General features: G+C 62.7%; 21 protein-coding genes and 1 pseudogene. 6 read left to right on the plus strand and 16 right to left on the minus strand.

Features of this window, described 5'->3' with window-relative positions; translation table 11 throughout:
- The 3 genes from ACFRJ9_RS13050 to ACFRJ9_RS13060 all read right to left on the minus strand — a co-directional run.
- Positions 1-188 (minus strand): hypothetical protein (locus tag ACFRJ9_RS13050; protein ID WP_377668485.1); only part of this gene is annotated, 188 nt, incomplete at its 3' end.
- A gap of 80 nt (positions 189-268) precedes the next feature.
- Positions 269-1,681, minus strand: a complete 1,413-nt coding sequence (locus ACFRJ9_RS13055) for a cryptochrome/photolyase family protein (protein WP_377668488.1) — start codon at positions 1,679-1,681, stop codon at positions 269-271.
- Positions 1,682-1,772: 91 nt separating this feature from the next.
- Positions 1,773-2,114 carry a hypothetical protein gene (locus tag ACFRJ9_RS13060; protein WP_377668490.1) on the minus strand — a complete coding sequence of 114 codons (342 nt, stop codon included), beginning with the start codon at positions 2,112-2,114 and terminating at the stop codon, positions 1,773-1,775.
- Between the two features lie 208 nt (positions 2,115-2,322).
- Here ACFRJ9_RS13060 and ACFRJ9_RS13065 point away from each other — a divergent pair, with 208 nt between their 5' ends.
- Positions 2,323-4,473: a glycogen debranching N-terminal domain-containing protein gene (locus tag ACFRJ9_RS13065; protein WP_377668492.1), complete on the plus strand. Its 2,151-nt coding sequence runs from the start codon at positions 2,323-2,325 to the stop codon at positions 4,471-4,473.
- A 75-nt stretch (positions 4,474-4,548) separates the two neighbouring features.
- Here ACFRJ9_RS13065 and ACFRJ9_RS13070 read toward each other — a convergent pair whose 3' ends face one another.
- The 5 genes from ACFRJ9_RS13070 to ACFRJ9_RS13090 form a co-directional block, all read right to left on the minus strand.
- Positions 4,549-5,226 carry a fasciclin domain-containing protein gene (locus ACFRJ9_RS13070; protein WP_377668494.1) on the minus strand — a complete coding sequence of 226 codons (678 nt, stop codon included), beginning with the start codon at positions 5,224-5,226 and terminating at the stop codon, positions 4,549-4,551.
- A gap of 307 nt (positions 5,227-5,533) precedes the next feature.
- The gene (locus ACFRJ9_RS13075; protein WP_377668497.1) at positions 5,534-5,785 is read right to left on the minus strand and encodes a hypothetical protein; all 252 of its coding nucleotides are present in this window, start codon (positions 5,783-5,785) and stop codon (positions 5,534-5,536) included.
- Between the two features lie 102 nt (positions 5,786-5,887).
- Positions 5,888-6,262 (minus strand): VOC family protein, encoded by a 375-nt coding sequence (locus ACFRJ9_RS13080; RefSeq protein ID WP_377668498.1) that lies wholly within the window; start codon positions 6,260-6,262, stop codon positions 5,888-5,890.
- A 184-nt stretch (positions 6,263-6,446) separates the two neighbouring features.
- A complete protein-coding gene (locus ACFRJ9_RS13085) occupies positions 6,447-7,958 on the minus strand; it encodes an alpha/beta fold hydrolase (protein WP_377668501.1) in 1,512 nt (503 codons plus the stop codon).
- Between the two features lie 43 nt (positions 7,959-8,001).
- Complete coding sequence (locus ACFRJ9_RS13090) at positions 8,002-9,339, minus strand: acyltransferase (protein WP_377668503.1); 1,338 nt, start codon at positions 9,337-9,339, stop codon at positions 8,002-8,004.
- Between the two features lie 134 nt (positions 9,340-9,473).
- Here ACFRJ9_RS13090 and ACFRJ9_RS13095 point away from each other — a divergent pair, with 134 nt between their 5' ends.
- Together ACFRJ9_RS13095 and ACFRJ9_RS13100 are read left to right on the plus strand one after the other, a co-directional pair.
- Positions 9,474-10,727 (plus strand): sensor histidine kinase, encoded by a 1,254-nt coding sequence (locus ACFRJ9_RS13095; RefSeq protein WP_377668505.1) that lies wholly within the window; start codon positions 9,474-9,476, stop codon positions 10,725-10,727.
- Positions 10,715-11,353: a response regulator gene (locus tag ACFRJ9_RS13100; protein ID WP_377668508.1), complete on the plus strand. Its 639-nt coding sequence runs from the start codon at positions 10,715-10,717 to the stop codon at positions 11,351-11,353. The genes ACFRJ9_RS13095 and ACFRJ9_RS13100 overlap by 13 nt, the downstream gene beginning before the upstream one ends.
- A gap of 32 nt (positions 11,354-11,385) precedes the next feature.
- Here ACFRJ9_RS13100 and ACFRJ9_RS13105 read toward each other — a convergent pair whose 3' ends face one another.
- From ACFRJ9_RS13105 to ACFRJ9_RS13140, 8 genes and pseudogenes are all read right to left on the minus strand, one after another.
- The gene (locus ACFRJ9_RS13105) at positions 11,386-12,735 is read right to left on the minus strand and encodes a diaminopimelate decarboxylase (protein ID WP_377668509.1); all 1,350 of its coding nucleotides are present in this window, start codon (positions 12,733-12,735) and stop codon (positions 11,386-11,388) included.
- Positions 12,732-13,844: a mandelate racemase/muconate lactonizing enzyme family protein gene (locus tag ACFRJ9_RS13110; protein WP_377668511.1), complete on the minus strand. Its 1,113-nt coding sequence runs from the start codon at positions 13,842-13,844 to the stop codon at positions 12,732-12,734. The genes ACFRJ9_RS13105 and ACFRJ9_RS13110 overlap by 4 nt, the downstream gene beginning before the upstream one ends.
- A 70-nt stretch (positions 13,845-13,914) precedes the next feature.
- Positions 13,915-14,244: a helix-turn-helix domain-containing protein gene (locus ACFRJ9_RS13115; protein ID WP_377668884.1), complete on the minus strand. Its 330-nt coding sequence runs from the start codon at positions 14,242-14,244 to the stop codon at positions 13,915-13,917.
- 42 nt (positions 14,245-14,286) lie between these two features.
- A pseudogene (locus ACFRJ9_RS13120) lies at positions 14,287-15,567 on the minus strand (hypothetical protein); the annotation flags it as partial.
- Positions 15,560-17,575 (minus strand): S9 family peptidase, encoded by a 2,016-nt coding sequence (locus ACFRJ9_RS13125; RefSeq protein ID WP_377668514.1) that lies wholly within the window; start codon positions 17,573-17,575, stop codon positions 15,560-15,562. The pseudogene ACFRJ9_RS13120 and the gene ACFRJ9_RS13125, both read right to left, overlap by 8 nt.
- Positions 17,572-18,561 (minus strand): ABC transporter ATP-binding protein, encoded by a 990-nt coding sequence (locus ACFRJ9_RS13130; RefSeq protein ID WP_377668516.1) that lies wholly within the window; start codon positions 18,559-18,561, stop codon positions 17,572-17,574. The genes ACFRJ9_RS13125 and ACFRJ9_RS13130 overlap by 4 nt, the downstream gene beginning before the upstream one ends.
- Entirely contained in the window at positions 18,558-20,546 is a 1,989-nt protein-coding gene (locus ACFRJ9_RS13135; protein ID WP_377668517.1) for a dipeptide/oligopeptide/nickel ABC transporter permease/ATP-binding protein, read from the minus strand. Before ACFRJ9_RS13135 ends, ACFRJ9_RS13130 begins: the two co-directional genes overlap by 4 nt.
- Positions 20,547-20,549: 3 nt before the next feature.
- The gene (locus tag ACFRJ9_RS13140; protein ID WP_377668519.1) at positions 20,550-21,533 is read right to left on the minus strand and encodes an ABC transporter permease; all 984 of its coding nucleotides are present in this window, start codon (positions 21,531-21,533) and stop codon (positions 20,550-20,552) included.
- A gap of 171 nt (positions 21,534-21,704) precedes the next feature.
- Here ACFRJ9_RS13140 and ACFRJ9_RS13145 point away from each other — a divergent pair, with 171 nt between their 5' ends.
- The 3 genes from ACFRJ9_RS13145 to ACFRJ9_RS13155 all read left to right on the plus strand — a co-directional run bounded on the left by ACFRJ9_RS13145 (position 21,705) and on the right by ACFRJ9_RS13155 (position 25,675).
- On the plus strand, positions 21,705-23,093 hold the full coding sequence (locus tag ACFRJ9_RS13145; protein WP_377668521.1) for a serine hydrolase domain-containing protein: 1,389 nt from the start codon (positions 21,705-21,707) through the stop codon (positions 23,091-23,093).
- Complete coding sequence (locus tag ACFRJ9_RS13150) at positions 23,090-23,989, plus strand: serine hydrolase (protein WP_377668524.1); 900 nt, start codon at positions 23,090-23,092, stop codon at positions 23,987-23,989. Before ACFRJ9_RS13145 ends, ACFRJ9_RS13150 begins: the two co-directional genes overlap by 4 nt.
- An 81-nt stretch (positions 23,990-24,070) precedes the next feature.
- The gene (locus ACFRJ9_RS13155; RefSeq protein WP_377668527.1) at positions 24,071-25,675 is read left to right on the plus strand and encodes an ABC transporter substrate-binding protein; all 1,605 of its coding nucleotides are present in this window, start codon (positions 24,071-24,073) and stop codon (positions 25,673-25,675) included.
- Positions 25,676-25,778 lie beyond the last annotated feature (103 nt).

Below are 25,778 nucleotides of genomic sequence, written 5' to 3' on the forward strand. Positions count from 1 at the left end.
ACCTCGCCCGTGCAGGGATCAAAGACATCGCTGAACCGGCCCGACGTGCCGTCGATCCTTTGGCCGTCTACGTAGTGTGAAAGCTCGCGCACCATGGTGGAATGCTCCTTTGCATCGTGAATGACTGCCGTGCCGCCGGGTGCTGGGACCGCTGCGGGGAACACGTGACCAACTGTGATCCAGGTCATCTCTGAACCCGAATATACTCGGACTTCCTACTAATTTCCAGAGGAAGGTTTTCGGGGGCGCGGCCCGGCATGTGGAGTGGCTAGTGCACTTCCTTCATCCCCTTGTACGCTTCCAGAGCCTCCGCCCGGGTGGTTTTGAGGTCCACGATCTCCTCCGCGTAGTCGGGCGTGCCGAACTCAGGAATCCAGCGGGCGATGTACTTCCCCTGAGGGTCGAACTTGGTGCGCTGGGCCTCCGGATTGAAGATCCTGAAGAACGGGGATGCGTCGGCACCGGAGCCTGCCACCCACTGCCAGTTGGCCGGGTTCGATGCTGGATCGGCGTCCACCAGGGTGTCCCAGAACCACTGCTCACCAAGCTGCCAATGGATGCCAAGGTTCTTCACCAGGAAGCTGGCGGCCACCATGCGCACGCGGTTGTGCATCCATCCGGTGCGCCACAGCTGCCTCTGCCCGGCGTCCACCATGGGGAAACCGGTGCGGCCTTGTTGCCAGGCGCGCAGCTCCTCGGGTGCGGTCTCGTGGCCGGGGTGCTTGCCTGCTGCGTCAACACCGGCACCAGCAGCCCCCGGCCAGGCCCACGGGAACCGGTCGAACTCGGACCGGAGATTGGCGGTGGCCAGCTGCGGGTTGTGGAAATACTGGTGCCAGCAGAATTCGCGCCAGCCGAGCTCCGAAGCAAAAATGGCGGCGCTCTCCGGACCTCCGGAGCGCTTGGCGGCCTGTGCGTGCCACACCTGGAAGGGGCTGAGCTCACCCCATCGCAGGTAGGGAGAGAGCCTGCTGCTTCCGTCGGTATCCGGACGGTTGCGGCCTTCGCTGTACTCCCCGAGCCCGTTGCGAACGAACTCGGCAAGACGTTCATGGCCCGCAGCTGAGCCAGGTGTCCAAGCTTCCGCCAGTCCCTCCGACCAGTCCGGTTTGGTGGGCAGCAGGTGCCACGAGTCCAACTGGTCATAGGCGGGCAACTCGCCGGTGAATCCCTGACCCTTTTCAGGAGCGGCCAACGGCTCGCGGAAATCCTGTGCAGAAACGGTCCGCCAAAACGGCGTGAAAACCTTGTACTGGCCACCGGTTTTGGTGGTGACGTTCCACGGCTCGTGCAGCAGGGACGCCTGGAAACTGGAGACGTGCAGGCCGTCCTCGCCCGCCCAAGCCTTGATACCGGCGTCGACCGTTCGCTCGGCCGTACCGTAGCGGCGGTTCCAGTACAGGGCGCCGGCACCGATCGCCGTCGTGGTCTTCTGCACTATCGTTGCGGCCGGGCCGCGGCGGAGCAGCAAGGGCACGCCAAGTGCCGCCAGGTCCTCACGGAGCGCCGTCAACGAGTGGTGCAGCCACCAGCGGGCCGCACCACCATGGGGGCGGAAGCCAGGCGATTCTTCGTCGAGGACGTACAGCGCAACAGCCGCTCCGTCGTCGACGGCGGCCCGCAAGGCCGGGTTATCGGCGACCCGCAGGTCGTCTCGGAACCATACGATGGACGGCTTCACGTGTTTCCTTTCGGCGGGCCCGGGAAATGGGGACAGCCCATGCCCCTATCGAATCCTAGGGGCATGGGCTGTACGGTTGCTGGCCGACGGGTCAGGCGATGGACGGAAGGGCTTCCTGCTCCATGTCGCCCAGCACAGGGATGGTGGTCTCTTTACCGGTCCACACGGGAAGGCTGTTGACTACGTAGTCCCTGGCGGCTGGTCCCACCATGCTCATGCCGGCGTAGATACGCCGGCCCTGTACCTTGCTTGGCTTCAAGCCTTCACGTTCCAACGCGGTCTTGAGGGCGGCGTCGGGGATGGGTACTTTGTGCCCGAGAACGCACCAACTGATATAGAGACCGTAGACAGTGTCGAAGTCCAGGCCCTTCTCGGTATCGTCCTCGAACACCACGCAATCGCGGATAAATTCAGTGATTTGGGTGTCGGTCATTACGGGGGCCTCCGGGGCGGAAGAAAAAACGGTCCGCCGGGCTGCATCAGCGAGTGTCCTGTTCCCTCACTATAGTCCCAGGCTCTGGTGCCAGCCCCCACTTCGGCGTAGTTTCGGATACATCCACACCCCGGGTCCACAGGGCGGCGGCGCCCACGAGCGGCCCGCCAACGCCGCCGGGCCGGGCGTGGTGATTGGAGGCACGGACGTGGCTGGATGGAATGCCGATACCGCCGCCGGGCCACTCGGCTCTGACACGATCACGCTGGTTGAAGGCTCCTCGTTTTGTATTTCCTCCGCCAACGGGGACATTCATCCCGGGCTTCCGCAAGGGGTGTTCCATCAGGACACCAGGATTCTGTCCCGATGGGAGCTGACCATCAACGGCCAGCCCATCGAACAACTCGCTGCAGAAACCAAGGAACCCTACCGGGCGTTGTTCGCAGGACGGGTACCCCGCTCGGACGGATACGCTGACAGCCCCCTGCTGGTTGAACGGCTGCGTGAAGTGGGAGCCGGAATCCTCGAAGAGATCACTGTCCGGAACTACTCGAGGCAACCGGCCGAATGCAGCATTGTCCTGGTGGTCGAGGCGGACTTCGCGGACCTCTTTGAAGTGAAGGAAGCGCGCATCACCCGGGAGTGGAAGGAAACCCGGCGCCTGGAGGGCGATTCGCTCGAAATTCGCGGGCAATGGGAGGGCATCCGGAAGTCCGTGATGATCCGGGCCGAAGGCGCAGGAGTGGGAGCCAAGGCGCTGGGCTTCAGGACCACCATCGCGCCCTTTGGGCAGTGGAGCACGCGGGTCAGCGTGGCACCCACCGTTGACGGCACTACCGTTCCTTTTGCCCATCCAAGCCGCGGCGGGATGTCGCCCAGTGACAGGCGGCGCGAAGAGTGGGTGGCCAAAATCCCGGTGCTGCAGATCGGCAACCGCTCCATTGAACGGACCCTGCGCCGGAGCTATGAGGACTTGGGCGCTCTCAGAATCCAAGACCCGGACCACCCGGACAGGGTGGTGGTAGCCGCCGGCGCACCCTGGTTCATGACGTTGTTCGGCCGCGATTCCCTCTGGGCTTCGGAGATGGCCCTGCCGGTCGATCCGTCCCTTGCCTTGGGGACGCTCCGCACCTTGGCCGACCTTCAGGGGAGCGTGGTCAACACGGACACCGAGGAAGAGCCGGGAAAGATCCTGCACGAGGTCAGGCTCGATGTCACCACTGGCCAGGCGTTGGGCGGAAAGTCGGCCTACTACGGGAGCGTGGATGCCACACCCCTCTTTGTAGTGGTCCTGGGTTCGGTGAGTCGCTGGGGTTTCGGCAAGGACACCATCTCTGCCCTCCTCCCCCACGCCGACCGAGCGCTCGACTGGATCCGCGACTATGGTGACCGCGACGGCGATGGCTTCGTGGAATATGGCCGGCCCAACGAGCACGGCCTCATCAACCAGGGATGGAAGGATTCCTGGGACGGTATCAATTTCGCCGACGGCACCATCGCGGAACCGCCGCTGGCGCTGTGCGAAGTCCAGGCCTACGTGCACGGCGCCTATGTGTCGCGGGCCTGGATGGCTTACGACGACGGCGACCTCGCCCTTGCGTCCGAACTCCGGGAACGCGCGGATCGCCTGAAGCAAAAATTCAACGAAGACTTCTGGCTTCCGGACAAGGGCTACTACGCAGTGGCCTTGGACCGCGACAAGCGGCCTGTTGATGCGTGCGCTTCCAACATGGGTCACTGCCTGTGGTTTGGCTTGATTGACGAGGACAAGGCTCCGTCAGTGGTGGAGCACTTGATGTCTCCGGAGATGTTCAGCGGCTGGGGCGTACGCACGTTGGGCAGCAACATGGGCGCCTACAATCCCGCCAGTTACCACAACGGCTCGGTGTGGCCCCATGACAATGCCCTGATCATGTCCGGACTCCTGCGCTACGGTTTCATCGAAGAAGCACAGCGCATCGGCACGGCGTTGCTGGAAGCTGCGGAATACTCCGGCGGCCGGCTCCCGGAACTCTTCTGCGGCTTCGATCGCCAGCAGTTCACCGAACCCGTGCCGTACCCCACCGCCTGTTCGCCGCAAGCCTGGGCAGCCACCACTCCCATCCATGTGGTCACCAGCCTGATGCGATACGACACGCATGTGTCCCTCGGAGGAATCTGGTTGGATCCCGTACTGCCGGCCTCCTTCGGAGATCTGCACATCAGCAACGCCCCCATGGGAAACGCCCGGATCACCATTGACGCTTCAGGGACCGAATCCACCGTCCACGGCATACCGGAAGGCCTCACTGTCTATCACGGACAACGGCCATGGATGTCCGAACTCGTGGAGCGCCATTTGCGGAAGCCGGATCAGTGACTGCTGAACAGCACAGAACAAAGCAGGCGCCGGGTTGAATCCCGGCGCCTGCCTTCTTGTTGCTACTGGGTGGATCTACTTGGGCATCAGCACGGAGTCGATCAGGTAGACAGTTGCGTTGGCGGTGTGGACGCCACCGCAGATCACGTTGGCGCCGTCAACCGTGAGGGCATCCTTGGAGCCGGCAACGGTCACTTCGCCGCCCTGAACCGTCTTGTGGGTGCCGACGATCTGGTCCGGGGTCAGCTGGCCGGGGACTACGTGGTAGGTGAGGATCTTGCTCAGCAGGGCATCATCCGTCTTGAGCGTCTCGATCGTGGCGGGGTCGATCTTGGCGAAGGCGTCATCAACCGGTGCGAAGACCGTGAATTCGCTGCCGTTCAGGGTGGAAACCAGGTCCACCTTGGGGTTGAGCTTGCCCGAAACAGCGGCGGTCAGGGTCTTCAACAGGGGGTTGTTGGAGGCGGCGACAGCTACCGGGTCCTGGGCCATGCCCACTACCGAGCCTGAGCCGTCAGGAACCTGGGCGGCGTAGCCGGCGCAGCCCGGGCCAACAAGGTCGCGGGCCGGATCCATGGCTGCACTGGTCATGGCGGAAGCTGACGGCGACGGTGCCGCAGACGACGGTGCCGCGGAGGACGGGGCAGCCGAGGACGAGGAAGGTGTGCTTGAGCCACCACAGCCGGTGAGTCCGAGAAGGGCGGCTGCAGTGAGGCCAACGAAGGCGAGGGCGGGGCGCTTTGTGGACAACATGTCATTCTCCTTGTTTTTGGAACCAGGGCGTTGGATCCATTGGGTGTGGGCACGGGCTGCCCGGTGTTGCTTTTGCTTCACCAGCGGTTTGTGCCTCACCAGCTATTCGGAGGGTGGCGCGGGATGGATGGGTGCGGATTGAAAAAGTTTTTGAACCAAGCCACTCGGGCCGCAGCTCCGCCACCACTCCCGAGACGTACCTGGGCAACACCAAGAAGGTCAACTACGCGGGCGCCCTTGTTCGTCCCGCTCGGCGTTGTACGGGTAGTGGGACGAACAAGAGCGGGCCCTTTGCGGACGCGCGGATTCAGCGGATGACGAAGTAGGCAATGGAGAGAATAGCTCCGAGAACGAAGCCCACGATCCCCAGAACCTTTCCGGCAGTTGCCTGGACGCCGTATGCCTCGGCCTTCCGAGCCGTCAAGAATGCCATGGCACCAAAGACCACGCCGAAAATGAAGAGGCCGATGATGCCGAAAACGATCGAGTTCTTGCGGAATTGCCTCCCCAGGATGAGGTCTTCCTCAGGGCCAACGACATATTGGCGCGTTGTGGTCATCATTTTCTCCAACTGTTGGTGCGACGGTGAATTTATCAATCCGTCGAACATTATTTCCCCGGCCGACGAACCCCAAATGCCCAAGGAAACACTCGCGCGCGATTAGAAGTACGGCGTGGTGATCAGCTCCAGCGCGTGGCCCGAGGGGTCTTTGAAGTACACCCCTCGGCCGCCATGGTTGAAATTGATTTCACCCGGCCGGGTCATCTGGGGATCGGCCCAGTGCTCGACGCCGGCGCTCACCAATCGCACATGGGCGCGGTCGAAGTGCGCGTCGTCAACCAGGAATGCGTAGTGCTGCATCTGGATCTCCACCGGCGGCTCAGCAAACTGGAGCATTACCCCGCCGGCCAGTGAGAGGTTGGTGAACGGCCCCCAACCGGGAGCCTCGTCGGCTTCGAGGATGGAGCGGTAGAACTCGGCCGAAACCGTGCGGTCGAGGGACCCGATGATGGTGTGGTTGAAAAGTGCGGGCATGCATAACTCCTTGAAGGTGGGTTCATTTCGATGGATTGCAGGGTCATCGATCAACGAGGAGGAGCACGCGCGCGCGTCAGAGGTCGGCCGGGTAGCCAATCCGTGCAGGGCTAAAGCCCGATCCGGTCATCACGTCGGCCAGTCTAGCCGAGCCGGCAGAGCGGACAGGCACCGGCCCAAGGACCTACTCGCTGCAGATCACGTCCCTCTCCGGCAAGCTCCCATCGAGCAGGTAGTCGTTGACAGCTGCGTTGGCGCATTCGTTGCCGTAGCTCGGGAACACGGCGTGGATGCGGCCGGGGATAGTCACCAGGCGTGAGCCCTGCATGGCCTGGTGCATACCTAGACCCTGGTTATACGTAGTCCGGGTGTCGCCCACCGCCTGGATCTGCAATGCCGGTGTGCTGTTGTCGATGGTGATGGGCGTGGGGGGAGCATCCCGCCAGAAGGAACACGGCGTGATGGTGTTGTGCACGGCCGCAAAGATTGGCTGGTCCACACGGTGCCGTTGAATCTCGCCCCAGTACCATTCAGGGTCGGCCGGCATGGTGGCGTCACCGCAAAGTATGGCCAGAGTCGCCGAATAGTCCGGGCCCGTGCCCAGCTCAGTCTCAAACCACGCCTGGGTCAGGCCAACCAGCATGGGGTGGAGATCGACGCTTTTGCCGGCAGCAAGGTCGCGCAACTGAACAAGTACCTGCGCGAATGTCTGGTTGTCCGCGTCAAGGTCGCTGACCCCATTGGCGTACATCAGGAAAGGCAGGACATGGTCATCAAGCGTGTAGTCACCCACACGGATCGGTTTAATCGCCGCATCGCTAATCAGCTTCTCGATGCCTTGTCGAACCTCCCCCGCCGAGGATCCCAGCGCGTACTCACCATTCCGGGTGGCGGCCCACCCGGAGAAATCATCGATCGCTTTCTCATTCGCGGCGGCCATGTCCTTGAACATGGTGATCCCGTACTTCGCCGGATCAGGAGCACTGTCGAGGACCAGGCGATCGATCTTGTCCGGGAACATCTGGCTGTACGTCGCGCCAAGGAAGGTGCCGTAGGACCAGCCCAGGAATGAGGTCCTCGATTCCCCCAGTACAGCCCGGATGACGTCTACATCACGGGCAATATTTTGGGTGTTAATGTGCGGAAGGATATCGGGGTACTTTTCCCAACAGCGATCAGCAGCTTCCTTGGCACGGGTGACGTTCTCATCGAAGCCGCTGCGGTCCGTCCCAGCAGATCGCATCCACGACATTTGGGGGACGCCGCAATCCACCGGAGTGCTTTTCCCCAACCCGCGTGTATCCATGCCAATGACGTCGTACGCTTTGGCCACCTCGGCGGTCATACCGGAGCGGAGTATTGCAGGCAATCCCAGGCCCCTGCCCCCGGGACCGCCTGGGTTGGATTGCAGAATTCCGCGCCGCTGCGACGGATCCGTGGAGACAATGCGAGAGATCGCAACAGACATGGTTCGTCCGGCGGGGTCGGCATAGTCAAGCGGAACGGTCACCATTGCACACTCGGTCCCGGAGCTTGCAAGCGTTTCGTCCTCACAGGCGGCCCACTCAAGCTGCTGATCGTGGAATCGTGAGAGAACCCCACCCGAATCTGCCGGTGCGGTTGTTGGCGCGCACCCTGCCACCAGGGGCACGGTGAGCAGTATTGCAGCTACCGCCGAAGCGCGAAGCTTGTTCATATTCTTTCCTTTTCTTTTGATGTCTTGGACCCAAAGTGGGCGGTTACTTACGGAGAGTCGTCAGACCTGGCAGGTCTGCGTGACCGATCAGGGCGCAACTGAAGAGCAAGACGCTGATTGCGGCAGTACCCGGAGTGATTCCATCGATGAGCAGGACAATGACTCCCGCTACTCCTAAGAGGGTGCTGAAGGCGGCCCATCGGCTGGTGGCCGGGAAGAGACTGGGCGGGTTCCTGACGTGCTCGAACCGCCCGAACACCCGCACAATGGGGACCAGCACACAGAGGCATGCCAGCAGCCAGTAAGGCCTGGTCATCCACCATTCCGCACCGCCAGGAACCGGCAGGGGCAACGGCGAAATGAGCAACAATCCCGCCAAAGCGACGAGCACGGGCATGTGCCACAGATAGATAGTCATCGCCCTGGAACCGACCACCCTGACGAGGTAGGTGACGGAAGGAGTTTCTGCCCACCGCCGGATATGCGGCTGCCCAAGGGAGAAGATCATCAGCTGTGCTACGGCCAGCAGCGCCAGGGCCCCGGTGGGCGGATTGAGGTTGATGTACATGTCCCCCGAGTACAAACCAGAGATAGTCAGCGCCATCAACACAGCCAGGGTGGATACGGCGGTCCATTTTCTGGCGGCCTGCGACATCCGCCCAATGGACCCATCCGCCAGCCAGAAGCCGAGCTGCTGGATGAAAAGCCATACAAAGATGAGGTTGGCGTAGCCAAAGGCCGTCTGTCCCGTCACGATCCGCAGGGCGTCGACTGCGGCTATCGCGAGAAGGAGCCCCACGATAGTGCGGACTCTGGCTATGTGGTGCGCGTGGGCCAGCAACGGAACAAGGGCCGAGCTTCCGAGGTAGACGGCCAGGAACCACAGGGGCTGACTGATCCTGTACCCGGCGGTCGAGACAATATCGGCGGGAACGCCAGCCAATGTCATCAGAACCAGACCGGCACCTACCAACCCCACGAGGACCACAGACGGAACAAGGAGCCGTACCAGCCGGGCCCGGATGTAGTCGCCGGGAGTGTCGCCCCGGGCAGACATTGCCCGCCACTGCGAGATTGAGCTGAAGCCTCCCGCGATGAAGAACAGCGGCATGATTTGCGCGAACCATGTGACGGATGCAAACCAGGCCTCGCCGTCGAGAGCATTTTCAAGAACCGGGCCATGAGGTCCCACGCTGACGCCAACCATCAAGGCGTGAAGCGCAACCACCACCAGAAGGCAAATGCTGCGGACCACGTCAATGCTCGCATCGCGTGGGCTGGGCTTCCGCAGTCCGGGCGGGGGTTGCTTGGCGAAAAGCGGTGCCGTCCGCTGGGCTGTTTTCACCGGCCGGATGGATGTTGTTGTTGCGTCGCTGTTCATACCTTCGACGCTACGGATTGCCGAAAACAAGCACGATGGTGCGGGCCACCGTCTTCTTGATGGTGCGGGCCACCCCCTAAATGGTGGAGCTGGCTACACCGCCAGGAGCAGTACCGCTACGGCAGACTGAACCAATGATCAAAACACGACTCTGGCGATGGTGGCGCGCCTTTGCCTATCTGCTTGGTGAGCTGGTGGCCAGTATCGTCTCCATGGGCCTCTTCATGGTGGCGGCGGTACTCACGCCGCTCCTTCTGTTCAGCGGAGGTTGGCTTGTTGCGCCTCGCGCTGTGGCCGCGCTGCGATGGTGGGCCACGAAGGCGCGGCACCGGGCTGCCCGATTTTCGGGAAAGCCACTGGCCGCGACCTACGCCCCCATCCCAGAGAACCCCTCCTTCGAAGAGCGCATGCGCCTGGTCTTTTCCCGAACCACGGGGCGCGACTCCTTATGGCTGGTAGCGCACGGGCTTCTTATGCCGATGATCACGCTGCTGTGCATTGGGCTTCCCTTATCTGCCCTGAACTCAATCCTCATCCCTACCTATTGGTACCTCCTTCCCCCGGACCAGCCCGTGACCAGCCTCTATCCCGTGACGTCCTGGGAGGGCGCGTCCTGGATGCTGCTCGTTGGCCTGGGATACGCTGCCATCTCCTGGTGGTTGATTCCAGCAACGGCCATGGGTCTCACGTGGGTTCAGTCGCGGATCCTGGTGCTGCCGTCCAAGTCATCCCTGGTTGAGAGAGTGACGGCGCTGACAGCCAGCCGCGCCGCGGCCTTGGACGCCCATGCCGCGGAGCTCAGGAGAATCGAGCGCGACCTTCACGACGGAGCGCAGAACCGCTTGGTGGGCGTAGTCATGATGCTCGGGTTGGCCGAACGGACCCTTGAAAAGAACCCCGAAGATGCCCTCCCCCACGTTCGCCGAGCCCAGCAGGCAGCCACCGAAGCCTTGGCCGGACTACGCACGGCCGTGCACGACATCCACCCACCAATCCTGGACGAACTAGGACTTGAAGGGGCGCTCTCCGCGCTCACGGGAAGGTCGGCCATCCCCTGCATGCTGATGCTGACCGAACTGCACCGGGTCCCCGCAGCCCTGGAATCGGCCAGCTATTTCATCGTTGCCGAGGCTCTGACAAATGCGAACAAGTACAGCGCTGCCACGGAGGTGACCGTCGCGGTGAGCCGCGGCGAGGGTCGCCTGGGATCCACGGATAAACTACTCATCTCTGTCGAAGACAACGGCCGCGGCGGAGCTTTTGAACGTCCCGGCGGCGGCCTTTCCGGAATTCGCCGCAGGACAGCCGCTTTCGAGGGTGTCGTGGAGCTCGAAAGCCCGGCCGGTGGACCTACAACTGTCAGAGTGGAGCTGCCGTGCGGGTGGTAATAGCCGAGGATGACGCCCTTCTCCGAGAAGGACTCTCACTTCTTCTGAAGAGCGAGGGATTCGACGTCATCGCGGCCGTGGACAATGCCGACGACTTCCTCGCTGTGCTTGACGACGCCGATGCTGCAGTCCTGGACGTACGGATGCCGCCCACGTTCACCAATGAAGGCCTGCAGGCTGCCCGTGAAGCTCGACGGCGGCGGCCTGGCTTCCCGGTTCTGGTCCTGTCCGCTTATGTGGAGGACCGATACGCCGGCGACCTCTTGTCCGAGGGCGCTGCCGGCCTTGGTTACCTGCTGAAGGAGCGGGTGGGCAAAGTAGCCGAGTTTACGGACACCCTCCGGCGGGTGGCCGGCGGCGCTACGGTCATGGACCCCGAAGTGATCTCCCAGCTCATGAGCCGCCGCGGAGCCAGCGACCCCATCAGTACCCTCACTCCAAGGGAACGTGAAGTCCTGGGCCTGATGGCCGAAGGCCTGGACAACCTTTCAATAGGGGCGCGGCTGGTGGTCACCGAGACAGCTGTCAGCAAGCACATCGGCAATATCTTCCAGAAGCTTCAGCTGTCCACCATGGACCGGGGGCACCGCCGGGTCCTGGCAGTCCTCGCGTATCTACGCGCGTAACCCCCGGAACCCAGCCACCCGCCGTCGTGGATTCATGGAAGGACGGCAGGGACCGGAAGCTGGCCAGCCCCCGAGCGCTCCAGCAATTCCGGGATGCTCTGGGGCAGGCGAAGTGTGGTGAAGCGGACCGTTCCGTCAGCTTCAACCGTCGCCCCATAGACGCCCGGCTCAAGCAGGGAGTTGTAGCTGAACGGTGTGGAGAAGTAGTAGGCGCCCGTGTCCAGCAACACCACCATGTCCCCTGGCTCAAGAACGGGCAGGAGCCTGTTCTTCGCCAGGAGATCACCCGCGAAACAACAAGGCCCGGCAACATCCTGCGGGACCAGGTCACCGCCCTTGATCCGCCCGGAACCATCATGTGCAACGACGCGGAGCGGCCATACCTCGGGCAGGAAGACGGTGCGCATGGCCACCTGCGCCCCGGCATGGGTGATGGCGATCCGTCGGCCGCCAGCCTCCTTGGTGTATTCCACATGCGCGGCGATGAACCCAAACTTGGCCATAATGGTCCGGCCAAACTCCGTCATCACGCCGTACCGGCCGCTGAACAACGCCGGCACTTCGAGCCTCAGCGCTTGGGCGTAGGAGCCGAACGCGGAAATCGGATGATCGGTTTCAAAGTCCACCGGCAGTCCGCCGCCGATGTCGATGGTGGTGATCCGGTCCCGGCCCAAAACGGTGTTGACTTCGTCAGCGAACTCAACCACCCGTGCAATGCCCTCCGTCATCAGCAACAACGGGCATCCTTGGGACCCGACATGGGCATGGATGCTGGTGAGCCACGGGTACCGCCGGTAGGCGTCGAGCAGGCGGGAACGGTTGCCCTCATCATTCAAGGCAATTCCGAACTTGGACGTGGCGCCCGCTGTGCTCATGGCTTCAATGCCGCCAACGCCCACTTGCGGATTAAGGCGCAAGCCAATGGTCGACGTGGAGGGAGAGTGCTCCAGAAGTCCGGCTATCCGATCCAATTCCTGGAAGTTGTCGGCATTGATCGCCACGCCGAGGGACAGGGCCTGACGAAGTTCCCGTACCGTTTTGGCGGGCGAATCGAAAACGATCCGTGCAGGAGCAAACCCGGCAGCGAGGGCTTGGGCAAGTTCGCCTTCGCTGGCCACCTCACAACCCATGTCCAGGTCCTTCAGCGCAGCCAGCACAGGAACCAGGCAATTGGCTTTCGCCGCAAAGGCGTGCAGAACCTGTGGGATGGCGGAGAATTCACGGTGCAGTGCGGCCACGTTCTCCGCGACTCCGTCCATGTCGATGAAGGCAGCAACGAGTGCCTCTTCCGGATGCAGCAGCCCCTGGGAGACAGCAGCCCTCAAGATCGCTTCCCGCCGGACAGTTGACCCGCCGGGAAGTTGCCCGTCCTCTCCATTCACCTTGAAACCTCACACTCGCTCACCGTGAGTTCTGCCAGCACATCCACGTCCACGTCGACGCCCAGACCTGGTTTTTCCGTGATGTGGACGTCCGGAATCACGTACTTCAAATCGCCCGGCTCTTTGGCGAAACGCATCGGGCCCGACAACTCGGTGGAAACGATATTAGGGTGGCTCAGCGCCAGATGGAAGCCCGCGGAGGACGCGATGCTGGTCTCCAGCATCGAACCGATCTGAACCTTCAGTCCCCCAAGTTCCGCTTGCGTTGCCAAGCGATGGCACGGGGTGATTCCACCGCTCTTCATGAGCTTGAGATTGACCATGTCCACGGAACGGTCCTGGACGAAGCGGGCAAGATCCTGGGTATCCACCACAGCTTCGTCTGCCATCAGCCTCATCCCGGTGTTCTGCCGCACCAATCGGAAGCCATCGATGTCATCGGCGAGGATCGGCTGCTCCACCCAGTCCACATCAAAGGGTTCCAAGGCCCTGATCATGGTGCGTGCCGTGGCTGGGTCCACCCAGCCTTGGTTGGCATCCACACGGATGCCCAGATCGTTCCCGATGGCAGCCCGCACGGCCCGCACCCGCTCGATGTCCTGCCCATCGCCACCACCGAGCTTCATCTTGAGGTGGCGGTAGCCCTCCTGTCTGGCTTGTACTGCCTGCTCTGCGAGAACTTCAGGAGCCAAGATGCTCATGACCCGTGCGATGGTTGGCTGTTCGGGACGACGCCCACCCAGCAACGAGTAGACAGGACGCCCCGCGGCTTTGCCGGCAAGGTCCCAACAGGCGATGTCGACTGCTGCTTTGGCTGCGCCACAGCCCTTGAGGGCCGCATTGAGGCGCTGGTGAATGGCGGTAATATCCCGCGGGTCCATACCCAGAACAGCGGGCAGCAGTTCCGTTTTGAGGGCTTCGACGGCGCCTGTCGGCGTCTCGCCGGTGATGTGCCCGTCAGGCACGCTTTCGCCATACCCGACCAGGCCATCGTCGGTCTCCAAGGTAAGGATGACGCTGGGCATGGACGGGTAAGACGCGTAGGAGACCACGAAGGGTTCCAACAACGGAAGGTCGATCAGGGTAATGGTGGCGCGAGAGATTTTCATGGGTGGCTTCCTATCCACTAGTAAAGGGCTGAGGGCTGAATGCACGGCCAAAAGCTTCCGTCTGGCGAGGTCATGCGGACCGGGTAGCCAGGATGCAGAGCTGGAGCATGGCCGCAAAACGTGTCTTCGGATCATTGAGGTCAAGCCCGCCCACAAAGGCAAGGCGACGAAGGCGATACCGGAAAGTATTCGGGTGGATATAGACCGCGGCGGAAGCGGAGGCGACATCGCCGAAGGCATCCAGCCACGCCCGAAGCGTGTCCACCAGGTTGGCATTGTGTTTCTGGTCGTAGGCGTAGAGACGCGCGATCTGGCCTGTGGGCTGCTCTCCGCGTGAGGCGGCGAGGTCACAGAGCTCCAGGATCAGTGCTTCCACATGGACGTCAGTCAGTCGTGCCACCCGTTGCCCGTTGGCATTCCCGGTTCGCAACACGCGCAGGACACGGTCAGCGCTTGTCCGGGCAGCGACCAATTCCGCAGCACCGTTCGCAACGGACCCAACACCGATGACAGCGCTGACACGATCGCCCAGGCGCCGAAGGAAATCGGCTCCAATTGTGGCGGCGCGTTCCTCGCCCTGGGCATCCGCGTTGGAAACAGGAAGCAGGGCGTAGGCCGTGTCTCCGAGGAGGGCAACAGCGCAGCGCGGCTGAACCGCGCCAAGATGCATGGCGAAACTGTCGCTGATTCTCTGCCGCTCCATGGCAAGGCCGGCGTCACCTTCCCTTGGCTGCACCCGGTCCGGAGGCAGCAGCATGGCCAACGCAAGCACCACGATAGGCTGCTCCGACAACCCCAGCCTATCGAGAGCCTCGGCAGCGCCAATTCCGCCGTCCAAGGCATTGCTCAGCAGGTCAGCCGTCATTCGCCGTTCAACATCGGCTCCGGCGTGGAGCCGCAGCAAATGCAGCGCCACCAACTTGGCGGCGTCACACAGAGACTGCTTCCGTTCCTCACTGAGCGGGTTGCGCACTGCTACCCAGATGGAGCCCAACACCTCATCGCCGGCACGCACGGCCACGGCCACCCGGGGAAGGGATGCCGCATCCAGGGAGGTGGGCAACGCGCCGACGTAGACGGGTTCCTTGGAGCGATACAGCTCACGGAAGACACCCCGCTCAACGAACACCCGCGAAATCGCTTCCGGGACTTGGCGTCCAAGGATCGTCTCCACCCTGGTGGCATCGGCTTCGTCCTGCCGGCCGGAGAATGCGAGTACGCGGGAGCTGCGGTCCTCGATGGTCACGGGGGCGTCAAGCAGTGCGGCGATGGCGTTCGCCAACGAGAACAAATCACCGGAAGGCAGGCCGCCCACGGTTTCCGGCCCCACACCGCCTACGTCACCAGCGGCAAGGACTGAACGCAACATCGCCGCGAGCTGCGCCCATCCAGCACCGGGCGTCAACCCCAACAAGGCCACGCCGGATTCATTGACGGCGTCAGCCACCCGAGCGTCAGAAGTGAAGGGGGCCCGGACCACCAGCCCTACCGCCCCTTGCTTGCCGAGCCGCAGCAACAACGAGGCCACATATTCGGCGTCGTGAAGACCGATGCCGAGAACCATTGCATGAGGCGGCAGAAGAGGCTCATCCATGGGGTCATGGATGGCTATGCCCCCAATTTCCTCGGCATTTCCAAGATCACCCTCCACCAGCTCAAGGAGCGTGGCACCCAAGTCGTCCAGAACGCGGCCAAGGCTGGCGCGGGGACGCTTGTCATTCATTCAAACCCACCCCAACGGCTTGGCGGGACGGCAGCCGCAGCAGTTCGGAATCCACACCATTGGCGTGTTCCTCCACCCATTCCACGATGCGGCGATTGAAGTCGATCCTGTGTGAAGGCTGCCCTACATCCGTGAAGAGGTGTGATCCGCCGGGATAAAGAACCAGGCGGCTCACTACACCCAGTTCGCACAGGGCCCCATGCCACTGCGTTGCCTGGCCAACAGGACAGCGCAGATCATCGGCACCGTGGAGAATGAGAGTCGGTGTTGTCACGTGTTCCACCATGGAAAGCGGAGACATAGCCTCATACCCCCGGGGATCCGCCCACGCCGGGGCACCGAGCTCACGGTCGCTGAGGAACTGTCCACTGTCCGAGGTTCCGGCAAGGCTGCGGAGATCACTGACCACGCCGCCGGCCACTGCAGCTGCGAATCTTTGGTCGCGGCTGGTCAGATAGCAGGCCATGTATCCGCCGTAGCTGTATCCAGTCACGGCAAGTCGGTCCGGGTCTGCCACTCCCTCGGCCACGAGCTGGTCCAGTGGCTCAAGGAAATCCGGGGCGTCCGCGATGCCCCATCGGCCCAAGGCAGCCTTGTAGAACTGCTCGCCGTAACCATCGCTGCCCCGGACATTGAGCAACAGCACGGTCCACCCGCGCGCAGCCAGTTCCTGGTGATAGAGGTTTACTTCGTCGGCTGCACTGTTCCATGCGTTGTGTGGGCCGCCGTGAATGTCCAGCAAGAGGGGCTGGGGACCTGCACTGTCCGGGTCGCGGATCAGCCACCCCTGCACAACCGTGCCATCCGAGATCGTGAACCCGCGTTCCATCCGCGGGAAGGACTCCGTATCCGCGACGTTGGATCCATGGTGGGTCCAAACCCGGGTAGTGCCGTCGGCAACATCCACGCTCACGATCTCGCCAAAGGACGTAGCTGTCTTCAGGACGGTGACTGCCGTGTTTCCTGCAACGGACAACTCCGAGACAACCAGTCCATCACCCTGCAGGACCGGGCGGGGCTCGCCGCCGTCGATGTCTACCTCATAAAGGTGCGTGCATCCGCGGTCTCGGATGCAGAACAGCAGCGCTTTACCGTCGCGGCTCAGCTGCGGCGGCGCGCCCGGATAAGCCGGAGCCCCAGCCATGACGTTGCGGTCCAGCGAACCAGCGAGATTCCTGGCGGGACTCCCATCCAAGGGAAGCCGGACCAAGTGTGCGTGGCCAACCGGGCGGCTGGTCACCACGAAGAGGGCGTCCCCATCTGCGCTCCACCCGATAGCGCTTACCACCTGGTCTGCGGGTCCCACCAGAGTCGGCATCGCTTCTGGAACGTCAACAGCAATGATGTGTGCCGGGGCAGCCAAGCTGGCATCATTGTCGGCTGCAGGGCCGGCAGCAAAGGCCAGATAGCTTCCATCGGGCGACCACTCCGGGTCGCGGGCATGCCAATCGCCATGAGTGAGCTGGATGCATTTACCGGTGGCCAGTTCAAAGACGTGGAGCTGCCGCTTCATGGTTCCCAGCAAGCCAAGACCGTCAGACTGGTAGTCCCTGCCGTCTGTCACCACCGGAGCATCGGCGCGGTGCACGCGGGCGGATGCGGCCTCGTCTCCGGTGGCAGGGCCAGGGACGAAGGCAGCGAAGGCGAGCTTGCTCCCGTCAGGACTCCACGTCGGCTTACCGGCTCCCGTCGGCAGGCTGCCGAGGCGCTCCACCTGTTCATCCCCCAGGGTCATGATGCAGAGGTGGGTACGTCCCTCCGACTCATGCAGAAACGAAAGCCGCGCTCCATCGGGCGACCATGCTGGTGACGAATCGGCGTTGCTGAACGTGAGTTGCCGGGCAGAACTGACCGCATTTTCCACCAACCAGATGTTGCGTTCGGTGCTGTCAGTGACGGCGTCGAGAGTCCGCAGCACGTAGGCAACGCGGTGACCGTCGGGAGAGAGCGCAGGCTGTTCAGGGACTGCAAGGTCCAGCAAATCGTCGATCCGGAGCCTGCGGGTCACAGCAGTCCCGCCTTACCGGAACCCAGCAATTCATCGACGAAGTGACATGCTGCGGCCTGTCGGTGCCCTTCGGGCTCAGGATCAACTTCACGGCAAACGTCGCGGCCTGGAAGCACGAGTGGCCCTAGGGGGCAGCGAAGATGGTATCGGCATCCGCTGGGTGGGTGGTGCGGGTCCGCTGGCTCGGCATCGTTGACAGCCTGCACAGCCGGGTCGATGCCAGCCGGGGTGAGGCTGGGGCTGCCCTGGCTGGGCACAGCTGCCAGCAAATCCTTGGTGTAAGGGTGCTGCGGGTCAGAAAGGATCTGTTCTGCCGGACCTTGTTCAACGATCCTGCCCAGATACATCACAGCGATGGCGTCGGCGACGTACCGGACCACCGCCAGGTTGTGCGAAATGAACAACATGGACAGGTTGAGTTCCCGTTGCAGATCCCTCACCAGGTTCAGCACTGTCCCTTGGACAGACACGTCCAGGGCGGAGGTAATCTCATCAGCGATGATGACCTCCGGCTGTCCGGCCAAAGCCCGGGCCAAGGCGACACGTTGAAGCTGGCCTCCTGACATCTGCCCGGGGTAGCTGACGGCGCGCTGAGGATCCAGGCCCACCAAACCCAACAACCGTTGCACCTCGGAGCGCCGGCTTGCGGCGTCTCCCCTGCCGGCACGCGGGATGCCTTCCGCTATGGAGTCACCAACGCTCATACGCGGGTTCAGTGAAGAGTGCGGGTCCTGGAAAACCATCTGCAGGGGCCGGTGCTCGCCCCGTTTTGGCCGCAGGGCCTGGCCATTGAACAGGATTTGCCCGCCGGACAGGGGCGTAAGGCCTGCCGCAGCCCGGGCCAGCGTGGATTTCCCGGAGCCGGATTCACCCACCAGGCCAACCACTTGTCCCTTTGGCACGATGAGGTCAACGCCGTCCACGGCAGTCATCCCGCGGCGACCACCGAACCGTACCGATACCTGCTCGAAGCGAAGTTCGCTCATGATGCCTCTCCTTGCAGTGCCGCAGCATGTAGTTTGAGTTCGACCGAAACCCGTTCAGAGCCCGTTCCGCGGGAAGGGTGCCAACAGGCCACCCGATGCCCGTCCTCCCGCTGGACCAGTTGCGGATCCTCGCGCGTGCAGTGCTCATCGGCCTTCGGGCAGCGGGAGGCGAAGGCGCAGCCTGCCGGGACTTGGGACGGGTCGGCAGGGCGTCCAGGGACGACCGCCAGTGGACGGTCCCGATCCGTTTCCATGTCCGGGACTGCTGCCAGCAGGGCCTGTGTATAGGGGTGCATTGCCCTTTCAGCCAGATCTGACGCCGGAAGATCCTCTACGATGCGTCCGGCGTACATGACCAGGACGCGCTCGCACACCTGGCCCACCAGGGTGAGGTCATGGCTGATCAGGAGGATCGCAACGTTGTCCTGCTCTTTGATGGCCGAGAGCAGCCGCAGCACCTGTTGCTGGACTGTCACGTCCAATGCGGTGGTGGGCTCATCGGCCACAATCAGGGCAGGGTTTCCCATGATCCCCATCCCGATCATGGCCCGTTGCCGCATGCCACCGGAGAATTCATGGGGGTATTGCCTCAGGCGACGTTCCGCGGCCGGTACTCTGACTGCCCGCAGGCGGTCCGCCGCGCGGGCCAGCGCTTGCCGGCGGTTCATTCCCAGGTGCCGCCGCGCCACCTCTGCCAGCTGAGCACCAATCCGCATGGTGGGGTTGAACGACTTCATGGGGTCCTGGAACACCATCGCGAAGGAAGTGCCGAGTAGCTGACGCCGGGCCCTGGACGGGCTGGACAGTTGGTCTTGGCCTAGAAACTCAAGGCGTGATGCACTGACGTTTCCCGGATATTCCACCAGTTGCGCGAGTGCCAGGGCGGTCTGCGTCTTGCCGGAACCGGATTCCCCCACCACACCTACTGCTTCGCCCCGCGCCAGGCTGAAGCTGACGCCGCGAACGGGAGTGATGGGCCCGGCGGGTCCCGGGAAGCTCACGAAGAGGTCGCTGACGGTCAGCACGGTGTTGCTGTCCGCGCCGGCCGTGGAAGGTTCGACGGCGGTGGAAGACTCGACGACGTTCGGCCGCGGCAGGCGCTGAGGTGCTGCGCCTTTGCCGGAAATCGGAGTCGGTGTGCCGAGCGTCTTGGCTACGGCTTCGCCGAAGAGGTTGAATGCCAGCCCTGCGATGACCACTGCCAGCCCAGGGGCCAGCGCCGCCATGGGGTGCAGGTAGATGTCATTCAGCCCCTCATTCAGGAGCCGTCCCCAGTCGTAGGCCGGAGGTTGCACACCCAGCCCCAGGAAAGACAGGCCGGCGAAAGCCAACAGCGAGCTGCCCGCCCCGATCGTCGCTGTGACCACCAGCGGTTCGGCGATGTTGGGGAGGATGTGGCGAAGCAGTCGCTGCACCCTGCCCACCCCGGCCAGCTTCGCCGCCGCGATGTAGTCCCGCTCTGACTGTGTAGCCACCAAGGTCTGGGTCAACCGGGCAAAGGAAGGAGCTGTAGCCAGGCCAATGGCCAGCACGGCACCGGTCTGGCCGACACCGAAGATCACCGCGAAGAACATGGCCAGCAGCAACCCCGGGAACGCGACAGCGATGTTGACAAAGGCCGTGACCAGCCTGCCAGTTCGCCGGCTCAGCAGCGACGGGACCGTACCGAGCACCAGGCCGGCCGCAACGCCGATTCCCGTTGCCGCCAGGGCGAGCTTTACTGAGAGCCCTGTGGCCACCAGCAGCCGGTAGAACAAGTCGCGGCCCAGGCTGTCAGTGCCGATGAGGTGTTCGGGCGATGGTCCTTGGAGGATCGCCTTGGTGTTGATTTCCTCCGCTTGAGAGGACCACAGAATTGGTGCAATCACGGCCATGGTGAGGACCAGGACGAGCATGGCAGCGGACACAGCGCCAACGGGCGTCTTCAGAGCCGCCAACCATCGGGCCGCCGTTCCTGATGTGGCTACCGTCTTTGAAGTACGCATGAATCAGCTCTCTTTAATTGTTGAACGTGGATCGAGCATTCCCAGTGCTACGTCCACCAAAAGGTTCACCAGCAGCACGCCAACTCCGTACACCAGCACCACACCCTGAACCACCGGGTAGTCCTTGGCGAGAATGGAGGCGACGATGGTGCTGCCCAGGCCAGGCCAGGCGAAGACGTTTTCCACGAGGACTGTGCCTGCCACCATGGCGCTCAGCATCAGGCCACCGATTGTCAGGGTGGCAGTCAGTGCGTTTGGCAATGCGTGCCGGAAATAGATCATCCAGTCCGGCAGTCGCTTGGCCCGCGCGGTCCGCACGTAGTCAGCCCCGAGCACTGAGAGCATTTCCACTCTCACGATCCGGGACAGTATGGCGGCTGAGCCAATGGCCATGGACACCACGGGAAGGACGTACGAGTTCGCATCGGAGCGACCGGCCACGGGGAACCAGCCAAGCTGGACGGCGAAGAAATACACGAGGCCGACGGCGAGCAGGAACTCCGGTATGGCCGCCACAACAATGGAGGTGGAAGTGAAGGCCAGTTCGGTTCGACGACGGCGTCCGCCTCGGGTCAGGACGCCCATTAGTGCTCCTACTGGCACTGAGATCAGGACAGCGAGCAGGAAAGCGAGGCCGGCCAATTCAAAGGTGGCGGGGAGGCGGTCGCCGATTATTTGCGCTACCGGCAGGTCCGATGTCACGGAGGTGCCGAGATTCCCGCCGAACAGGCCTTGAAGGTAGTGGATGTATTGAAGCCACAGGGGATCGTTCAGGCCCAGGGCCTCGCGGCGTGCCTCAACGAGGGCGCCTGAAGCTGACGTGCCCAGCGCTGCCCTGACCGGATCGCCGGGAATCAGGTGGATCATGAGGAATGACGCTGTGACCAGCACCCAAAGGGAAACAACCAGGCGCCCGATCCTCCGGGCCGCAAAGCCCGTCCATGGACTGTCTGTTGCATCCGCGACGAAACGTGTTGCAATGCTCAAAGTTCTTTACTCCTGCTTCTTGAGAGATCTCACTGGACCTCCACGAGACCGGCGTCATCTATTATCTGGCTCACATGTGCGCTAACGCTTTGTCCTTTCCCATCACTCATTGAGCCGAACATGGTCTAATTGGACAAAATCCCCCGCCTGCCTGCGCCGTACCATTGCCGCATGACGAACTTAAACGAACTCCGCACGTGGCTGGAAGGCCGCCTCCCCTCACTATTGGCCGAGCATCAGGTCCCCGGCGCCGCAGTGGCGGTTTCCGTTAGAGGCGAAGTGATCGACGCCGCAGCCGGCGTACTGAGCAAGAACACCGGCGTCGAGGCAACCGTCGACTCCCTGTTCCAAGTCGGGTCAATCACCAAGCTGTGGACTGCCACTTTGATCATGCAGTTGGTCGATGAAGGCACGTTGGACCTGGACGTGCCCGTGAAAACGTATCTGCCGGAGTTCCGGCTCGAAGACGAGTCGGCCGCGGCTGTTATCACCGCCCGTCAGCTGTTGAGCCACACCGGTGGCTTCGAGGGAGACATCTTCACTGACACTGGGCAGGGCGACGACGCCATCGCCAAGCTGGTGGATCTCCTGGCGGATGTTCCCCAGCTGTTCACGCCCGGCGAGATGTTCTCCTACAACAACGCCGGCTACGTCGTGCTGGGCAGGTTGGTGGAGGTGCTGCGCGGGAAGTCCTATGACGACTGCATGCGCGAGTATTTGTTCACGCCGCTTCAGTTGACCCACGCGGCCAATGGGCCTTACGAGGCGATTCTCTTCCGCACAGCTGTGGGACACATCGTGAACGAAGACGGTGGCGAGCCGGAGCCCAGCCCCATCTGGGCGCTGAGCCGATCCACCGCCCCCGTTGGTTCGATGCTGAACATGCGGCCCCGCGACCTCCTCAAGTTCGCTCAAATGCACATTGATGCCGGGCGCGGGCCGGCCGGCCAGCAGATTCTCAGCGCCGGTTCGGCGGCGGCCATGCTGGAACCGCAGGTGAAGCTCCCCGACTTGGGATGGATCGGTGAAGCCTGGGGCCTCGGCTTCTCGCTCTTCGATTACGACGGCGGCAAGGTCGTCGGTCACGACGGCGGCACTATCGGCCAGACGGCCTTTTTGCGGATTTGCCCGGAACAGGACGTTTCGATTGCGCTCTTCTGTAACGGAGGAGATCCGCTTCCGGTCTTTACCGAAATCGCTGCCCGTGCGCTCGGGAAGTTTGCCGGCATCGGATTGCCGGAACTTTCCACCCCCGCCGAGTCCCCAACATACGTGGATGCTTCGCGGTACGTGGGCGAGTACGCCACACGCGTTGGCAGTGTGGTGGTGAGCCAGGACGCTGAGGGGCGGATTTGGTTGGAGCGGACACCCAAGGGGGTCTACGCGGAGGTCGGTGACAGGCCCGAGAAGATTGAACTGGTGGCTGCCGAAGGAGACATGTTCTTGCCAGCCCAGAAGCAGTTCGGCCTGCATTTGCCGCATGCGTTCGTCGGCGACGACGGCCAGGGCCGTGCACTGTTCGTCCACACTGGCCGGGCCGAACGTCGCGTCAACGCATGAGCCTGGGATCTGAACAGCTTGCCGAAATCTTCGCGTCTGCGGGGGCCACGGGCTTCGTCCACGCACGAGAGATCGGAGTGGTTGATGGTCCCGAAGTTTCGCTGTCCCCGGACGAGCCGGTAGTGCTGGCTTCCGTCTTCAAGGTGCCGTTCGCCGTCGCCTATTCACGCGAGGTTTCGGCAGGCCGTCTGGAGGAAACCGGGCGTGCCACCGTGACCTCCCGGTACAGGGTCGGGGGTTTGGGAACTGCGGGTTGCGCCGACGACGTCGACATGAGCTGGCGGGATCTCGCAAAGTTCATGATGACCATGAGCGATAACGCTGCCACCGACGTCATCTTCCACCGAATAGGGCAGCTCGCCGTCGACGCCGTGCTGGATGACCTGAACCTCAAGCAGACGCGGATCATCGGCTGCGGTGAGGACATGGACGTTCAAATGGCGGCTGACCTCGGCGTTGACCTTGGCACCACGGCGCCCGACATGGAAGCCATGCTGGGCGCGGCAAGCCCCGAACAGATTTGGTCACTGGGGATCCTGGATCCGGCGAGGACAGCCTCGTCCACTCCACGGGACATCGTCACCTTGCTTGAAGCCATCTGGACCGACACTGCCGGAACTCCTGAGGCGTGCGAGCGTGTGCGCTCCATGATGGCCCAGCAAATCTGGTGGCATCGGATGACGAGCGGTTTCGATGGCGATGTTCTGGTGGCAGGCAAGACCGGAACTCTTCCTGCAATCCGCAACGAGGTCGGCGTGGTGACGTACCCCGATGGCCGCCAATACGCCGTCGCGGTCTTTACCAAAGCGGCCACTCTTGCCGATTCGCAACCCGCAATCGACGCCTCGATCGGCAAGGCAGCACGCTTGGCCGTCGATCTGCTTCGAGAAGCGTAGTCGTACCCGCCAAACATTGATCCCCCGCACTTGTCGATTCCCCCAAAGGCGTGGATCACATATGCCGAAAGAATGACAACCATGAAGACACAAGGCAAAATCAAAGCCGCTCTTAGCGCCGTCACAGTCGGCGCGCTGTCACTGACGATGGCCGCCTGCTCCGGTTCTGCGCCAAAAACCGGCGACACCGGGTTTGCAAACGGCAAGACATTCACCATGAGGCTGGGCGTGGACCCGGGCGGCATGGATCCCCACTTCGCTTCGAATTCCGTGACCCAACAGACCACCAAATTCCTCTACGACTCGCTCGTGAACTTTGATCCCGACGGGAACATGGTGACCGGCTTGGCGGAGAAGTGGCAGAGCACCGCCACCGAGGCCACTTTCACGTTGCGCAAAAACGTCACGTGTTCGGACGGCAGTGCGCTGACGCCCGAAATTGTGGCAGCGAATATCAACTTCGTCGGTGACCCCAGCAACAACTCAACCCGGACCGGCATTTTTGTTCCTCCGGGGGGAACAGCCAAAGCGGACGCAGCAACAGGAACAGTCACGGTGACCTCGCCGTCGCCGGAGCCCTTTCTGGCACGGAACTTGGGCGGCCTTCCGATCGTGTGCGCCGCCGGCCTCAAGGATCGAAGCGTCCTTGCCCAAGGTGCCGACGGCACTGGCATGTACACGGTGACTGAGGTAGCTGCCGGTGACCACTACACCCTGACCCGACGCAAGGACTATGCCTGGGGTCCGGGAGATTGGAAAACGGATCAGGAGGGCCTGCCGGACAAAGTTGTCCTCAAGGTCATCTCCAACGAAACCACCGCAGCAAACCTCCTCCTGTCAGGAGAAGTGAATGCCGCCACACTGATCGGCCCTGATAAGCAACGGTTGGAAGCGAAAAAGGCGTTCCACCGCGATCTGGTGACACCGTTGGGACAGATCTGGTTCAACCAGAAACCGGGGTTGCCAGGCTCGGATGAAAAGGTGCGCCGCGCCTTGACGCAGGCACTGAAACTCGATGAACTCGGGCAGGTGGTAACCAGCGGTGCCGGCCAACCCGCCACAGGTCTGCTGATACCCACGCTCAGCCCCTGCAAGCAGGACACGCTCGGCGGCAGTCTCCCCGAGCACGACCTTGAGGCCGCGAAGTCCGGTTTGGATGCTGCAGGCTGGAAGGTTGGCGCCAACGGAGTTCGGAGCAAGGACGGTACGCCGCTGAAGATGGATTTCTACTACCCCAGTACGTTGGGGCCCACCTTCGCCGCTGGTGCCGAGCTGATCAAGGAAGTGTGGTCCGGGATCGGCGTTGATGTTCTCCTCAGGCCGGTCACAGAGGCAGAGGGCAGTTCACTCATCCTCGGTGGACAAGGCGGTTGGAACGCAGCTTTCGTTCCTCTCGGAATGGTCATGCCCAACGAGCTTGTACCGCTCTTGTCCGGGCCCACCCCACCGAACGGCAACAACTTTGCCTTCCTCAACAACGCCGGATACCTGGAAAACGTCCACAAGGCGGCTACCAAACTCGGCGCAGAAGGTTGCGAGGATTGGGCAGCCGCGGAACGGCAGATCTTCGAGAAAGTCGACGTCGTACCGTTCGTCAACTCGATTGCTCCGACCTTCGCTGTGGGCGCCACCTTTGAAATGTCAGACGGGCAGCTGGCCCCCTTCTCCGTTCGCATGCTGCGCTGACAGCTTCACGCCGTGAATGCTCCGTCCTGCCGATGGCAGGGCGGAGCATTCTTATTTCGACTGTGGTCCTCCAGGACAAGCACAGCGGCAACTGTTAGTCCTC

The sequence above is a fragment of the Paenarthrobacter sp. NPDC056912 genome (assembly GCF_042786555.1).
GTDB lineage: Bacteria > Actinomycetota > Actinomycetes > Actinomycetales > Micrococcaceae > Arthrobacter.